This is a genomic window from Micromonospora sp. NPDC047187, assembly GCF_040643355.1.
GTDB lineage: Bacteria > Actinomycetota > Actinomycetes > Mycobacteriales > Micromonosporaceae > Micromonospora > Micromonospora salmantinae.
Genome location: NZ_JBEYUF010000014.1, coordinates 115,779 through 130,840 on the forward strand (window position 1 = coordinate 115,779; position 15,062 = coordinate 130,840).

The window sequence follows — 15,062 nt, forward strand, 5'->3', positions numbered from 1 at the left end:
CCGGTCAGAACCAGTCCGGGCGCATGTCGAGCGTGGTTCGGTCCCGGCTCTCCAGCAGGTCGAACTGCGGGCCGGTCCTGGGCAACTCGACGGCGAAGAAGTAGCGGGCGGCCTGCCGCTTGCCGGCGTGGAACCCGTCGCCGGCCCCCTCCGCCGGCAGCGCCAGCACCTGCTCCAACCACATCCACGCGATCACCACGTGCCCGACGGCCTCCAGGTAGGCGCTGGCGTTGGCCAGCGCGAGCACCGGGTCACCGTCGGCCCACAGTCGACGGGTGACAGCGGTGACCCGGTCCCCCGCGGCGGCCAGCCGCTCCGCCAGCTCGGACGCCTCTCCCCCGACCTTGTGGGCCCGCTCGACCGTGTCACCGATCGTCGTGGTCAGCAGGGCGAGACCAGCCCCGCCCTGCATGATCATCTTGCGTCCCAGCAGATCCAGTGCCTGGATGCCGTGGGTGCCCTCGTGGATCGGGTTGAGCCGGTTGTCCCGGTAGTGCTGCTCCACATCGTGGTCGCGGGTGTAGCCGGCACCCCCGAGCACCTGGATCGCCAGGTCGTTGGCGGCGAGGCACCACTGCGACGGCCAACTCTTGGTGATCGGGGTGAGCACGTCCAGCAGCAGGTGCGCGCGCTCGCGGTCGGCCTGGGCAGGGGCGGTCTTCTGCTCGTCGAGCAACCGCGCGCAGTAGAGCACCAGCGCCAGTGCCCCCTCCACGTAGCTCTTCTGGGCCAGCAGCATCCGTCGTACGTCAGGGTGGTCGATGATCGGCACCTGCGCGGCGGCCGGGTCCTTCGCGCCGACCGGCCGGCCCTGCGGCCTCTCCTTCGCGTACGCCAGGCTCTTGAGATAGCCGGTGTAACCCAGCGCGGTGGCGCCCGCGCCGACCCCGATCCGGGCCTCGTTCATCATGTGGAACATCTGCGCCAGACCCTGGTGCGGCGCGCCGACCAGGTGACCGATCGCTCCGGCGCTGCCGGCCGGGGTGTGCGCGCCGTCGCCGAAGCTGAGCAGGGTGTTTGTGGTGCCGCGGAACCCCATCTTGTGGTTGAGCCCGGCCAACGCCACGTCGTTGCGCTCACCGAGCGACCCGTCCGGGCCGACCAGCACCTTGGGCACGATGAACAGCGAGATGCCCTTGACGCCGGGCGGTGCGCCCGGGATGCGCGCCAGCACCAGGTGGACGATGTTCTCGGCCAACTCGTGGTCGCCGCCGGAGATCCACATCTTGGTGCCGAAGAGCCGGTACGTGCCGTCCGCCTGCGGCTCGGCGCGGGTGGTGATGTCGGCCAGCGAGCTGCCGGCGTGCGGCTCGGACAGGCACATGGTGCCGAAGAACCGACCGTCCAGCATGGGCCGGACGTAGGTGTCCACCTGCTCGGGGCTGCCGTGAGCCAGCAGCAGGTTGGCGTTGCCCAGGGTGAGGAACGGGTAGGCCGAGGTGGCCACGTTGGCGGCCTGGAACCAGGTGAAGCAGGCCGCCGCGACGGCGTGCGGCAGTTGCAGGCCACCAACAGTGGCGTCCAGCCCGGCGGTGAGCAGGCCCGTCTCGGCGAAGCTGTCCAACGCCGCGCGGACCTGCGGGATCAGCCGCACCCGCTGCCCGTCGAAGGTGGGCTCGGCCAGGTCGGCGGCGCGGTTGTGCGGGGCGAACTGCTCGGTGGCCACTCGCTCGGCGAGATCCAGGGCGTCGTCGAAGGTCTCCCGGGAGTGCTCGGCGTAGCGGGGGCGCTCGACGAGTTCGGACACCCGCAGCCACTCGTGCAGCAGGAAGTCGAGGTCACGGCGGGAGAGCAGGGTGGACGGCACGGCACTCCTCAGCGGGCACGGGGGCGGGTCGGGCCGGGGCGACGGCCCACTGTCGCCCCGCCCATCCTGGCGGATCGACGGGGCACGCACCACCGGCCCGGGCGGGGTTCGACGAGCGGAACGTGTCACACCGACCGGTTAGCGTCGTTGTCCGTGACCGCACCCGGAGACGTCCCGCCCGAGGTCCTCGACCGGCTGCGGCCGATCTGCCTCGGGTTGCCGGAAACCTACGAGGAGCCCGCCTGGGTGGGCACCCGCTGGCGGATCCGCAAGCGGACCATCGCCCACGTGCTCACCGTCGACCCCGACCGCCAGCCGGTGCACGGACGGGCTGCCGCACTCGACCAGCCCGCCTGCCTGCTGACCTTCCGGTCGCCACTCGACGAGATCGCCGGGCTCCTCGCCACCGGGCACCCCTTCTACAAACCGGACTGGAGTCCGAACGTGATGGGCATGGTCCTGGACGAGGACACCGACTGGGAGGAGGTCTGTGAGTTGCTCACCGAGAGCTACGTGGTCATGGCCCCGAAGCGGCTCGCCGCCCGGGTCGGCCCTTCGGCACCGCCGATTGGCTGAGCGCCGAGGGCACCCTGCCGCCGGTTGAGCGCCGACGGTCTGCACCTGACCGCCGGGCTCAACGGCGGGGTCTCGGCCGTCGAGTACCCGGTCCAGATCCACCGGATGCCGGTGGAGATCGGGCCGCCCGCCCGGGACCACGCCTGAGTGCCCAGTTCGGCAGCCGCCGGTCGGCACCGGGTCTCCCCCGGCTCGGGTACGAAACCCGGTGGAGAGGTGCCCTCCGGTGGGTGAAGATCGCAGGGTGTCCGTTCCTGCCCGTCAGATCCGTGCTCGTTTCTCGGCCGACACGATCACCGTGTACCAGGCGTACCCACCGGAGATCGCGCTGCCGGCGGTGGCCGCCGGTCGCTTCGTGCCCCCCTTCAAGCGGGACCGGATGACCTGGATCAAGCCGTCGTTCCTGTGGATGATGTACCGCTGCGGTTGGGCCACCAAGCCCGGGCAGGAGCGTGTGCTGTCCATCGACATCACGCGGGAGGGCTTCGAGTGGGCGCTGGCGAGAGCCTGTCTGAGTCACTACGACCAGGGCCTGCACGGCGACCGGGCGACGTGGTCGCGGCAACTCAAGGCCAGCCCGGTACGGGTGCAGTGGGATCCGGAACGGACACTGCACCTGAGCGCGTTGCCCTACCGGTCGTTGCAGGTCGGACTGTCCGGCGAAGCCGTCACCCGTTACGTCGACGACTGGACGGTCAGCGTCACGGACATCACCTCCACCGTCCACCGCGTACGGGACCTGGTGCGGGGCCATGACGTGCGGGCGGCCACGGACCACCTGCCGGCCGAACGAGGCTATCCGCTGCCGAGGCAGATCGCGGCCCACCTCGACGCCACCGGCTGACCCTTCGCGGTCACCGGCCCAGGCCCGCACCTGGTCCTGACGTTTCGGGGCTGTCGGAGGGTGCCGCTAGGGTCCCGGCCATGGCTGATTTCGTGTTGGTGGCGGGGGCGTGGCTGGGATCCTCGGCATGGGACGAGGTGGTGGCACCACTTCGGGCGGCCGGCCACGGCACGCACGCGTTGACCCTCTCCGGTCTCGCCGACCGGCGGGATGTGCCCGCCGGGCAGCAGACCCACGTGCAGGACATCGTCGACGAGATCGAGCGCGGCGACCTGCGCGACGTGGTGCTGGTCGGGCACAGCTACGCCGGCATTCCGGTGGGCCAGGCCGCCGAGCGGATCGGCGACCGGTTGACCCGGGTGGTCTTCGTGGATTCCGAGGTGCCGGTCGACGGTGGGTCGTTCGCCTCCGGCTGGTGGCAGGGCCAGGCGGCCTTCGAGGCGCAACTCGCCGACAACGGCGGCGATTGGGCTCCGGCCGGCGTGGCCGACTTCGACGGTCAGGGTCTCACCGACGAGCAGATCGCCCGGCTGATCGAGGGCACCACGACGCACCCGGGGGCCACGTTGACCGAGCCGGCCGTGCTGACCCGGCCGCTGGGTGAGCTACCGGCGACGTACGTCAAGTGCCTGCTCGACGGGCCTGAGCCCAACGACACGGTGGCGAAACTGCTGACCAGCGACCACTGGCGACTGGTCACCATGGACACCGGCCACTGGCCGATGTTCTCCCAGCCCACCGAGCTGGCCCGGATTCTGTTGGTCGAGGCCGGCTGACCTTCGCTGGCCGGGGCCGCAGCCCCAGACCAAGGCGATCCGAGCTGCCGACGACGAGGGCTGCCGTACGGCGGCCCCCGCCGTCACCGGCGGCATCGTCGAGCGCCGCGGCAGCCCTCAGGTCGTGTCGAGGGTCTGGATGTGGCGCACCGGTGACGCGAGCAGCCACAGCACGGCGAGCACGCCACCCAGGCCGGCGATGGCCAGTGTGGGCCGCAGCCCGATGGTGGTGCCCAAGGCACCGCCGACCAGCGCGCCGAGCGGTCGGATGCCGTAGTTGACGGCGCTGTAGGCACCGGCCCGGCGTCCCAGCGCGTCGGCGGGTGTCACGGCGATGAGGAGGGCGTTGAGGTTCACGTCCATCAGCATCACCCCGACGCTGGAGACCAGCTCGATGGCCGCCAGCATGGCCACCTTCGTCCAGGTGGGTCCGGACACCAGCGCGGTCAGCGCCAGTGGCGCGGGGAAGAGCACCGCGCCGATCATGGCGGTGCGGCCCAGACCGATGGCGCGTGAGACTCGCGGTGCGAGCGCCGCGCCCATGAATCCGCCGATCGCCCCGAAACCGAGGGCGATGCCGATCGCGCCGGCTGACAGGTCGAGTTCGCGGCTGGCGTAGAGCACCAGCAGCGCGCCGGTGATGAAGGTGAAGAAGTTGACAGTGCTGGTGCAGCCGAGGGCGGCCCGCAGCACCGGGTGCCGCAGCACCAGCACGAGCCCTTCGCGGACCAGGCCGAGGGTGGACGTCCGACGCGGTGGTGGCGTGGCCTCGGTCACCGGGATGCGGCTGAGCAGTAGCGCGGAGCCGAGGAAGGAGAGCGCGTCGACGACGATCGCGACCGGCGCGCTGAGCGCCTGGACCAGCCCACCGCCGACGGCCGGGCCGGCGATGAAGGAGAGCGATCGGCTCATGCTCATCTTGCTGTTCGCGTCCACGTACGCCGATCGCGGCACCAGGCCGACGAAGAACGCCTGACGCGCCATGGCGAAGAGCACCGCTCCGAAGCCGGTGAGCAGTGCCACCAGGTAGAGCTGGGTGAGGGTGATCGCGTCGAACAGGTAGGCCACCGGCAGGCTGAGCAGCACAGCGGCGCGAATCAGGTCGGCGATGATCAGCAGTCGCCGCTTGTGGGTGCGCTGGTCCACCCAGGCGCCGAGGAACAGGCCCAGCAGGTTGGGCAGCCAGATCAGCGCGGTGAGCACGCTGACCTGCACGGGTGTGGCGGTGAGCAGGGTGACGGCGATCAGCGGTAGGGCCAGTTCGCTGATCCGATCGCCGAAATGGGAGATCGTCTCGCTGATCCAGAAGGTGCGGAACCGCCGGTCACGGTGCAGGGCCGGCGGGGGCCCGGTGTCGGTGGGGACGTCGGTGGCGGTCATGACGCGGGCGCGCCGTCGTCGCCGGGCTCGGCCGGGGCTTCGTCCCCCGCCTCGGGCAGCAGGTAGCGCAGCATCCGGACGATCCGCGCGTCGGCCGGGGCCGGCTCCTCCTTGCGCCGCACGTACGGGGCGATCAGCTCCTCGATGGACTCCTCCAGTTGCCGCAGTTCGTCGGCGGTGGCCACGAACCTGGTGTCGGCCATGCCGGCCAGCGCCCGCCACTCGGGGTCCAGCCGGGGCTCCTCATGCAGCAGCCACTGCTGGGGTGCGTCGGCGTTGCGGGCGAACATCTCGCCGCGTAGCTGCTGGCTGGCGGACTGCCCCTCGGCGCCCTCCGGCACCGTGAAGCGGAAGCCGCGGGCTGCCGCCTGCCACCAGCGTTCCCGCTTGCTGGTGGCACCGTCCCAGTCGAGGACCAGGCCGAACGTCGCGAGGTGCCGCAGGTGCCAGCTGACCACCGACGGTGTGGCGCCGACGTGCGGCGAGAGCCCGGTGGCAGTCGCCGGGCCGTGCCGCTGAAGGTGCTCCAGGATCGCCAGCCGGACCGGGTGGGCCAGCGCCCGCAGCGCCTGCGGCTCACTGATCTCGAAATCCCCGTACGGATTCTTGAGAGACATGTTTCGAGAGTAGTCTCTCAGATTTGATCGGGGCAACCCCGAGCCGCCGCCACGGCGCGTTGATCAGGCGATGCCCAACCGCGCCAACGGCTCGACCAGCTCCCGCTCCTCGTAACTGAGGTGCGACAGGAGGGCGTCGGTCAGCAGGTCCACCGCGGCCCGCAGCTCGGCGAGCCCGTCCGGAGACCCGACGTACGCGACCAGGGCCCGGTCGACACCCTCCAGCACGTCGTGGATGACGTGATGCTCCTGCTCCAGCCGGTCGACCACCGGGCCGAGTCGGGGGTCACGCGCCCGCAACCTGGGGAAGAACGACTGGTCCTCGATCGTGTGGTGGGTGGTGACGATGCGGCAGTACGACTCGCAGTAGACGCCGAGAGTCCACCGGTTCTGCCTCATGGTCATCGTGTTGATGTGGGACCGGGCCGCGCCGGCGTCGATCTCGCCGGCCGCCACCTGCTCGATCAGGTCGTGAATCTGGGCCAGTTCGGCGCGCAGGCCGTCGTGGATCTGCACGAGGTGCGCGCCGGTGGCCTGCTCCTGCGGGGTGTAGGTGCGCTCCGGGTCGGGCGCGGGCCCGGTCGGCCGGCTCGACTCGTCCCACACCTGCTGCCCGCTTCGCCGTACGCCGTCGTCCGGGGTCGGCACCACGGCGAACGCGCCACCGGTCGCGGTGGCGCGGCTCGCCCGGGCCGGCGGCGCAGCGACCGGCTCCGGCTCCAGTTCGGGCGTACGCTCCGGAGCCGCGCCCCGGTCACGTTCGGCCGCGACCAACTCGCGGACGGCGGGGGCCACCTCACCGGCGAAGCGGCGCAGGTCGTCGGGGTCGTCGCTGCCCAGGATGAAGGTGCCGACGCCCTCCTCCAGTGCCAGCTCGGCCAGTTCCTCGGCCCACCGCTCGGCGGGCCCGTTCAGCGGGCCGCGCCCGACGGTCGAGAACTCTCCGGCGATGTTGAGCAGCCGGCGCACGTCCTGCGGGGACCGGCCGGCCTGCTGCGCGGCGTCGTCGATGATCGCGTTGCCCCTGGTCAGATCACCGGGCTGGAGATAACCAAGCGTGGGCAGCCAGCCGTCGGCCCGACGACCGGTGAGCTGGAGCATCCGGGGCTTGTACGCACCCAGCCAGATCGGCACCGCGTGGGCCGGCGCGGGACCGCGCTTGGCGCCCACCACCCGGTAGAACTCGCCGTCGACCCGCACTCCGCCGCGCGTCTCGACGTCCCAGAGCTGACGGACGACCTCGATGGCCTCCTCCAGGGCTCGTACGCCCTGGCCGGGGGTCAGCCGCCGGCCGCCCATCGCCTCGATGGCATCCCAGAACGCCCCCGCCCCGAGGCCGAGGCTGATCCGACCACCGCTGAGCAGGTCCAGGCTGGCCACACTGCGGGCGAGGACCGCCGGCGGGCGCAGTGGCAGGTTGGTCACGTTCGCCGCCAGGTGCACCCGGTTGGTGCGGGCCGCCACGAAGCTCAGCAGCGTCCAGGTGTCGAGGAACGCCGGCTGGTACGGGTGATCCTGGAAGGTGACCAGGTCCAACCCGACCTGCTCGGCCAGGACGGCGACACCGACCGCGCGGTCCGGACTGTCAGCGCTGGGCGTGACGAAGGAGCCGAAGACCAGGTCGTGGCCGTAGTCGCTCATCTGCGAGCCTCCCGATTTCCTCGACGCCTCGGACGATGCGTCGCAACCTTAACCTTATGACAGACAGAACATCTTCCGCCAACAAGGTCTGACTCACTGCGGTATTGTCGGGGCATGACGGGTGCCACTCACCGGCCGGACCGGCCCGATCCGCTCGACGACGACCTGGGCTGGATGCTCGGCATCGTCTTCCGCGGCTACGTCCGGGCGGCCGAGCACGCGCTCACCGACTTCCCCGGTGGCCCGCGCGGCTACCAACTGCTCACCGCGGCCAGCAACGGGCCGGCCCGGAACCAGGGCGCGATCGCCGAGGAGATCGGCATCGACCGCACAGTCCTCACGTACCTGATCGACGACCTGGAGCGGCCCGGGTTCGTGGCCAGGCGCGCGGACCCGGCCGACCGGCGCAACCGGCTGATCGAGGTCACCGACGCCGGCCGTGCCGCCTGGGAGCAGCGGCGGTTGGCGCTGCGGCAGGTCGAGTCGCACCTGCTGGGGGCGCTCACGTCGACCGAGTCGGCGACGCTGCGGTCACTGCTGCAGAAGGTCGCCTGCTCGGCCCAGGCGGTGGACCCGTTGCGCGACCTCTGCGAGGTGGTGACACGGGTGCAGGCCGACTCGGCGACGGCGGCGCCCGCTACGCGCCGGACCGGCGCCGCGGCGGCGCGGAGCGGGCGAACCGCCACCCCCCGAGCCCGCCGCAGCAGGCCCGACTGACCCGCGGATACTGCGGGCGGGCCCGCCCCCGCACCGCCCGACGTCGTCCGTCGAGCGGTGCCGGACAGGCCCGCGATGTCGCTACCGCACCGGGTCAGCGCACGTGCACGAAGACCGGGTTCGAGTAGAACCACAGGTCGTCCCACGGGCTCTCCAGCCCGTCGGCGAGCGGCTCGGCCTCGTCGGTGCTGGTGCCACGCACCCGTGCGTAGGTGTCCGCCTCGACATTGCGCAAGGTGTGCCGGATGACGTAGCTGTCGCCGTGCCGACGCCAGTCCCGCGGGCCGAACCGGGCCGCCACAGTGGTGGTGGGGTTGGTGTCGGCGTCCAGGCTGGCGCTCGGGCCGGTGATCTGGCCGACGATCAGGTCGACCCGGCGGACCTCGGGCCGGTCACCGTTCGCGTTAACCCCACCCAGCGGGCGGAAGGTGATCTCGATCTCGACATCGGTACGGCTACGACGGCTCACCGTGATCGTCTCGCCCACCTCGGCGGTCCTGCCCTGGGACGTGGCGGTGACGTCGAGGCTGCGGATCAGGTCACCGGTGGTGACCCAGATCCGGCCGTTGCGCAGCCCGTCCATGATGTCGCCGTAGTCCTGGCGGGCGTGCACGTACGTCTTGCTGTACTCGCCCGGCCAGAAGTCGGAGCCGCCCCGGGTCCAGTGCACGTGCGAGTCCGAGGTCGCGGTGATCCACCAGCGCCGACCCTCGCCGAGCAGTGAGTCCCACAGACCGCCGACCCGGGCGGTCATCTGGTCGAAGCCGCCGTAGGTGGGGTGGTTGCCGTAGCCGCCCCGCTTGCCACCGTTGAGCGGGGCGGCCTGGTGACCGGGCGCACCCTCGAAGCCGATGTAGACGTCCGGCGCGGCGTTGTTGCCGTTGCGGAACTCGCGCGGGGTGTCCTGACCGTAGACGCCAAGACCGGGCGCCGATCGGGACGCGTGGTGGGCGATCACCAGCGGCTTGTGCGGCATGCCCCGGGCCACCTTGAGGAACTCCACCATCTTGGCCTCGGTGTCACGGGCCGGGTCGGTGGGGAACGCGTCGTACTTGGCGAACCGGCTCTCCAGCTCGAAGAGCTGCTTCGCCTCGTCCTCGTGGCGCGGGATCATCAGCGTGTGGTGGTCCAGCGAGGGCGCGTCGAACTCCATGCCCCAGAACTGGAGCACCTCGGGGACCAGCTTGCGGGACCGCAGCAGGTCGGGGTACGCCTGCTCGATGTTCACCTTCGAGTGGGTCGGTCCACCGTGGTCGGTGCACATCGCCCAGGTCAGGCCGAAGTTCTTCGCCATGATGGCGTTGGTGACGATCGGGTAGACCGCGTCCGCGCCCTTGTGGAAGACGATCGGGGACTTCGTGGTGTCGAACTCGCCGCTGTACTCGGAGTGGATGTGGTGGTCGCCCGCACGCCACGCCCGGTTCTTGGAGTTGCCCCGGTCGGTTTTGTCGTCGTCACCCGGCCGGCGGTCCTCGTCGGCCCAGGCCGCGCCGGCCCCGACCAGTGGGCTGGCCGCGGCCAGCGTCGCGCCGACGCCCGCGTACTTGACCAGCTTGCGCCGGGACAGCTGCGCGTGCTCGGTCTCTTCGGGATGCTTGTCTCTCACCTGAGAGCCTCTCCTCGATCAAGCGAATGCTCTTTCGATCAAGGAGCCTCGGAGAAGGCGGTGAACAGCCGTCGTACGCAGCTGGTGCGCACGATGAACACCCTGCCCCGACCTGCGCGCAACGCCGGGTGGGGCAGCAGCGGGTCACCCCGTGCTCGCGCGGTGTCCAGTCGGGACCGGCACCGACGTGTCCGGGTCAGGGCACCGGACGACCGGTGTCCCCGGCGGCGCGGTCAGATCCGGGCGCGCGGCAGCCAGCCCAGGAATCGGAGCCGGACCCGGGGCAACGGCAACGTGGGCAGGTCCTGAGCGGCGGCGACGAGGCAGGAGCCGAGATAGACCGCGAGGGAGGCGCGCGCTCCACCGAACTCGGCGAGCAGTTGGCTCTGCTTGGTGGCGCAGGGCCACTCGCGGCCGCATCCGGTGCAGGTCCAGCTCGGCGGGTTGGGCAGGTGCTCCGGCAGCTTGGCGCGGCGGTACCGGCCGACGACGCTGTTGTCCGAGCGCACGTCGCGTCGCCGTGCCGCGGGACCTTCGTTGCGGTGGGCCACCGGACGGGCACCGGGCAGGTAACGCCCGACGGTGCCGAAGAGCACCCCGACGCGGATCAGGGCGTCCGGTCCGATCTGCTGGGTCAGCAACGCGGTCATCAGGTAGTGCCCCAGCAGGTCGAAGGCCTCACGGTGCAGACCCAGGTCGCGGCAGAGGTCGACGAACTCCGGCGTGGTCAGTGGCACCCGGTCGTCGAGTGCGCGGCGCAGCACCTCACGGAGCCCACGCCCGAGCCTCTGCAGCGCGTCCCCCTCGCCCAGACCCAGGCTGTCCTCGTCCGCCACCCGGGCCAGCGCCTCGGCGACGGCCAGCCGAACGACGCGGTCAGGATCGGTACTGTCCAACGCTTCCCCCTCCGTGGGCCGGCCTCCCGGCAGTGACCCGGTCATCCTCCGACGAATCATGAACAAGATTTCGCTGTCGGTCGCGCGGGTGGCTAGGACAGCAGGCGCAGAACCATTTGGCGCGCTAGCCGGAAAACGAAGTCGAGCTGCCGACACATCGCAGTGATTAGCAGGACGGCACGTAGGCGATTGTCGTATGGTGACATTCCCATCTACAGATATTGCGTTTCAGCGTCAGTGAATGGTCAGACCAGATCCGACACGCTCAACCGGTCGCTGCCGTCCCGCTCGCGACGTTCCATCCCACCGCGCCACCGGCCAACGACGTGCCGGGTCACCGCCGAGCACCCCGGCACGTCCCGAACCTGCCGTCGGCACCCGTTCCAGCACCCGGCGGCACCTCCACCGGACGGAGACAGCGGATGACGTCATCGCCAGTGCAGACCCACCAGTTCGACAGCCGTGACCCGGCGGCCATCCAGCAATTCCTGTCCACGACGTACGACCCGAGACTGCGCATTCAGAGCAGGAACGGATACCGGCTCACCCACCACCGCGCCGACACCGGCCCCTTCGCCATCGCCACCACCCGCCAGACCGGGCACCTCGAGATCGATGCCAGCACCCTCGGCGGGCTGGTCATCGGTCGCACCCGCACCGCGCACGTCGATCGCTCCTGCGCCGGATCGGCCCACCGGTTCGGCCCCGGGGAGGTCTTCCTGGTCACCAGGCCGGAGGAGCCGTGCACCGTCCACTGGCATCCCGGTGAGGTGGAGCTCTGCGTACTGGACCTGTCGGTGCTGGCGCAGGTGGCCACCACCGCGCCGGCCCGCCGGCCCGGTCGGATCGAGTTCACCGAGCTGGGTGCCGCCAGCACGGCCCTCGCCCGGCAATGGCGCAACACCACCAGCTTCGTCCGCGACGTCGTGGTGAACAGCCCGGCTGCCGGGGCACAGTCGCTGGTGATCGGCAACGCCGCCCGGATGCTGGCCGCGGCGGCGCTCGCGGTCTTCCCCAACACCGCGTTCACCGAACCGACCGCCGCGGACCGGAACGACGCCACCACCGCCACGCTCCGACGGGCGATCACATTTCTCGAGGAGCACGCCGACCGGGACATCAGCGCCGCCGACATCGCCGGCGCCGCCGGCGTCTCCCTCCGGGCGGTGCAACTCGCCTTCCGCCGACACCTCGGCACCACCCCCATGGCCTACCTGCGGCGGATCCGGCTCGTCCGGGCACACCACGACCTGGTACGCGCCGACCCGCGCCAGGAGACGGTCTCGGCGATCGCCAGTCGATGGGGATTCGCCAGCCACAGCAGGTTCACCGCGCGATACCACGCCAGCTTCGGCGTGCCGCCGCGCGAGACGTTGAACACCTGAGACCCGCGCGCAGACGCCAACCAGCCAGGCGCCCGGTGTTCAACGCAGGACGCGGGCGAGGCGTCGAACGGCCTCGTCCATGAGTTCGGGTGCGGCTGCCGCATAGGTGAGGCGCAGGTGCGGGGCCGGGGGCTCGGCCGCGTACCAGGGCCGGCCCGGGAAGACGGCGACGCCTTCGGCCGCCGCGGCAGCGGCCAGTGCCACGTCGTCGGTTCCGGCAGCGAGGCGTACCCAGAGGTGCATGCCGCCACGTGGGATCGACTGTGGAACAAGGCTTGGCAGATGCCGACGTAGCGCGGTCAACAACGCGTCACGGCGTGTCCGGAGGGCAGTGCGCAGTGCCCGGCGATGCCGCGACCACGCCGGAGAGGTGAGGAAGTCGATCGCCGCCTGTTGCAGTGGTCCCGCGACGAAGAAGTCGTCGAGCAGCCGAGCAGCGCGCAGTCGCGCCCCGGCGGGGCCACGGGCTCCGACGGCGGCGACGCGCAGCCCGGGGGCAGTCGACTTGGTCAGCGAGCGCAGGTAGATGACGTGACCGTCGGGATCATCGCTGGCCAGTGGTGGCGGGGCCGGATCGTCGATGGTGAGGTCACGGGCGTAGTCGTCCTCGATCAGGAACGCCCCGGCGTCGCGTACGGCCTCGGCGACCTGCGCCCGGCGGTGCTCCGCCAGCGTCGCGCCGTGCGGGTTGGCGTACAGGGGCTGGCAGTAGAAGAGCCGGGCGTCGGTGCGGGCGAACGCGGCGGCGAGTTGGTCGGGCCGTACACCGTCGGCGTCAGCCGGCACGGGCACCACCCGCAGCCCGGCCGCACGGGCCGCGGCCAACGCACCCAGGTAGGTCGGCGACTCGACGAGCAGGGCGTCGCCGGGCGCGGCGAGCGCCCGCAACGCGGACGACAGGGCGGCCTGCCCACCGGGGCAGATCACCATGTCCTCGGCGTGCAGCCCCGCCCCGGCCTCGCGGGCGAACCAGGCGCGCAGGTCCGCGCGACCCTCGACCGGCCCACGCTGCCAGCTCGCGGGCTGGCGGGCGGCTCGGGTCAGGGCGCTGCCCAGCGCAGCAGCAGGCTGTAGGTCCGCGTGGAGGTAGCCACCGGACAGCGGGATCGTTCCGTCGGGCGTCAGCGCCAACAGCTCCTGCATCTCGTCCTGGCCGAACCGACGGGGCCCGAGCGCGACGGTCTGCCAGGACAGGTCGGGTACGCCCGGCTCGTCCGGCGGAGCGGCCACAAAGGTGCCTCGGCCGGGTCGCGCCTCGATCAGCCCCTCGGCCGCCAACTGCCGGATCGCCTCGGCGACGGTGACCGGCGAGGCCTGATGCCGGGCGGTCAGCTCGCGTATCGAGGGCAGCCGGGCACCGGGACCGGCGACGGCCGCGAGACCGCGCAGATCTTGGATAACGCGTTGCGCTGCGTTACCGTTTTCCATGAGGGACAAGAGTAGCGCTACTGCCAGAAACACGGTAACAGCGGATCGGATCGTCGGGCTCGGCCTCGGCGCCCTGGGCGTGCTCGGCTTCAGTCTGTCGCTCCCGGCGACCCGCATCGCCGTGCAGCAACTCGATCCGTGGTTCGTCGCCTTCGGCCGGGCTGTCGGCGCGGGGCTGCTGGCATGGACGTACCTGCGTCTCACCGGCGCACCGCGGCCCACCCGCGGTCAGTGGCAACGGCTGCCGGTCGTCGCCCTCGGAGTCATCGTCGGCTTTCCCTTGTTCACCTCGATGGCGCTTCTCACCCAGACCTCCGCGCACAGCGCGGTCGTCATCGCCGCGCTGCCCGCGATGACGGCCGTGTTCGCGGTACTGCGGGCCGGCGAACGCCCGCCGCCGCTGTTCTGGATCGTGAGCGCCGGCGGGTTGCTGGCGGTTCTCGCTTTCCTCGGCGCCAGCGGCGCGGTACGCGGGGCCCTCACCCTGCCCGACCTGTTCCTGCTCGCGGCGGTCGTGCTCTGCGGCCTCGGCTACGCCGAGGGCGGCGCGCTCGCCCGCGAGTTGGGCGGCGCTCGGACGATCTGCTGGGCGTTGCTGCTCTCGCTGCCCGTCACCGTTCCCGTCACTGTGGTTGCCGCCGCCGGTCCGCCACGGGCCGACGCTCTCGGCTGGTCGGCGTTCGGCTACCTCACCGGGGTCTCGATGTTCCTGGGCTTCTTCGCCTGGTACGCGGGCCTGGCCCGGGGCGGGATAGCGCAGGTGGGCCAGGTCCAACTCGCCCAGCCGGTGCTGACCCTGGGGTGGTCGGCGCTGCTGCTCGGCGAGGTGGTCTCCCCCGCCTCGATCGCGGCGGCGTTGGTGGTGCTGGGATGCGTGGTGGCGACCCAGCGCATCCGCCAGAACCCCCGGACGGTGGTGGCGCGACGCGAGGCCGGCGCGGGATCGTCCTAGCCCCGGTCGCGCTCGCGGTTGTCGCGGGCGGTCTGCAACTCGGGCACCGATGCCTCCAGCAGGTCGGCGAGGCCACGCAGTTGCTCGGCGACCCGGGCACCGAGCGGGGTCAGCGAGTATTCGACGCGCGGTGGGATCGCGGTGAGCACCTCGCGGGTGAGCATCCCGTCGCGTTCGAGGGTCTGCAGGGTCTGGGAGAGCATCCGCTCGCTGACCCCGTCGATGCGGCGACGCAGCGCGTTGAACCGGTAGCGGCCCTCGCCGAGCGCCAACAGGGCCAGCGAGGCCCACTTCGAGGTGACGTCCTCGAAGGCCGCACGGGAGGTACAACCCCGCGCGAAGACATCGCTGACGAATTCCTGGGTAGGCCCCGCCGGGTCCTGGGCCGGCATGTCGCTCACCTCACCAGCCTATCTCACGCCGCCCATTGGTTAGTG

The 15,062-nt window shown here is 71.4% G+C and carries 15 protein-coding genes; 7 read left to right on the plus strand and 8 right to left on the minus strand.

All coding sequences use genetic code 11. The annotated features are described in order from the left end of the window. Positions 1-4 precede the first annotated feature (4 nt). Positions 5-1,807, minus strand: a complete 1,803-nt coding sequence (locus ABZ794_RS22105; RefSeq protein WP_357517285.1) for an acyl-CoA dehydrogenase — start codon at positions 1,805-1,807, stop codon at positions 5-7. A gap of 153 nt (positions 1,808-1,960) precedes the next feature. On the opposite strand from ABZ794_RS22105, the gene ABZ794_RS22110 reads away from it, so the two are divergent. The 4 genes from ABZ794_RS22110 to ABZ794_RS22125 all read left to right on the plus strand — a co-directional run bounded on the left by ABZ794_RS22110 (position 1,961) and on the right by ABZ794_RS22125 (position 4,003). Then, a complete protein-coding gene (locus ABZ794_RS22110) occupies positions 1,961-2,383 on the plus strand; it encodes an MmcQ/YjbR family DNA-binding protein (RefSeq protein WP_238689427.1) in 423 nt (140 codons plus the stop codon). A 24-nt stretch (positions 2,384-2,407) separates the two neighbouring features. Next, entirely contained in the window at positions 2,408-2,530 is a 123-nt protein-coding gene (locus tag ABZ794_RS22115) for a hypothetical protein (protein ID WP_357517288.1), read from the plus strand. Positions 2,531-2,627: 97 nt separating this feature from the next. Beyond that, positions 2,628-3,227: a DUF4291 domain-containing protein gene (locus tag ABZ794_RS22120; protein ID WP_357517289.1), complete on the plus strand. Its 600-nt coding sequence runs from the start codon at positions 2,628-2,630 to the stop codon at positions 3,225-3,227. Positions 3,228-3,307: 80 nt separating this feature from the next. Then, positions 3,308-4,003: an alpha/beta hydrolase gene (locus tag ABZ794_RS22125; RefSeq protein ID WP_357517291.1), complete on the plus strand. Its 696-nt coding sequence runs from the start codon at positions 3,308-3,310 to the stop codon at positions 4,001-4,003. A 117-nt stretch (positions 4,004-4,120) separates the two neighbouring features. Here ABZ794_RS22125 and ABZ794_RS22130 read toward each other — a convergent pair whose 3' ends face one another. The 3 genes from ABZ794_RS22130 to ABZ794_RS22140 all read right to left on the minus strand — a co-directional run bounded on the left by ABZ794_RS22130 (position 4,121) and on the right by ABZ794_RS22140 (position 7,641). Continuing rightward, entirely contained in the window at positions 4,121-5,383 is a 1,263-nt protein-coding gene (locus ABZ794_RS22130) for an MFS transporter (RefSeq protein WP_357517293.1), read from the minus strand. Continuing rightward, complete coding sequence (locus ABZ794_RS22135; protein WP_357517295.1) at positions 5,380-6,000, minus strand: helix-turn-helix domain-containing protein; 621 nt, start codon at positions 5,998-6,000, stop codon at positions 5,380-5,382. The genes ABZ794_RS22130 and ABZ794_RS22135 overlap by 4 nt, the downstream gene beginning before the upstream one ends. 63 nt (positions 6,001-6,063) lie before the next feature. After that, positions 6,064-7,641, minus strand: a complete 1,578-nt coding sequence (locus ABZ794_RS22140) for an LLM class flavin-dependent oxidoreductase (protein ID WP_357517297.1) — start codon at positions 7,639-7,641, stop codon at positions 6,064-6,066. A 114-nt stretch (positions 7,642-7,755) separates the two neighbouring features. On the opposite strand from ABZ794_RS22140, the gene ABZ794_RS22145 reads away from it, so the two are divergent. Then, positions 7,756-8,358 carry a MarR family winged helix-turn-helix transcriptional regulator gene (locus ABZ794_RS22145; protein WP_210785032.1) on the plus strand — a complete coding sequence of 201 codons (603 nt, stop codon included), beginning with the start codon at positions 7,756-7,758 and terminating at the stop codon, positions 8,356-8,358. A gap of 94 nt (positions 8,359-8,452) precedes the next feature. On the opposite strand, the gene ABZ794_RS22150 is transcribed toward ABZ794_RS22145, so the two are convergent. After that, positions 8,453-9,964, minus strand: coding sequence for a phosphoesterase (locus tag ABZ794_RS22150; protein ID WP_210785031.1), 1,512 nt, complete (start codon positions 9,962-9,964; stop codon positions 8,453-8,455). Positions 9,965-10,197: 233 nt separating this feature from the next. After that, entirely contained in the window at positions 10,198-10,860 is a 663-nt protein-coding gene (locus tag ABZ794_RS22155; RefSeq protein WP_247669725.1) for a hypothetical protein, read from the minus strand. Between the two features lie 422 nt (positions 10,861-11,282). Here ABZ794_RS22155 and ABZ794_RS22160 point away from each other — a divergent pair, with 422 nt between their 5' ends. Further along, on the plus strand, positions 11,283-12,245 hold the full coding sequence (locus ABZ794_RS22160; RefSeq protein ID WP_305076084.1) for a helix-turn-helix transcriptional regulator: 963 nt from the start codon (positions 11,283-11,285) through the stop codon (positions 12,243-12,245). Positions 12,246-12,284: 39 nt separating this feature from the next. On the opposite strand, the gene ABZ794_RS22165 is transcribed toward ABZ794_RS22160, so the two are convergent. Next, a complete protein-coding gene (locus ABZ794_RS22165; RefSeq protein ID WP_357517301.1) occupies positions 12,285-13,673 on the minus strand; it encodes a PLP-dependent aminotransferase family protein in 1,389 nt (462 codons plus the stop codon). Between ABZ794_RS22165 and ABZ794_RS22170 the strand changes: the two genes are divergently transcribed. Continuing rightward, positions 13,672-14,625 (plus strand): DMT family transporter, encoded by a 954-nt coding sequence (locus ABZ794_RS22170; protein ID WP_357517303.1) that lies wholly within the window; start codon positions 13,672-13,674, stop codon positions 14,623-14,625. The two genes, ABZ794_RS22165 and ABZ794_RS22170, sit on opposite strands and share 2 nt — an antisense overlap. Here the strand turns inward: ABZ794_RS22170 and ABZ794_RS22175 are convergent. Further along, complete coding sequence (locus tag ABZ794_RS22175) at positions 14,622-15,017, minus strand: helix-turn-helix domain-containing protein (protein WP_210785065.1); 396 nt, start codon at positions 15,015-15,017, stop codon at positions 14,622-14,624. The genes ABZ794_RS22170 and ABZ794_RS22175 overlap by 4 nt on opposite strands. Positions 15,018-15,062 lie beyond the last annotated feature (45 nt).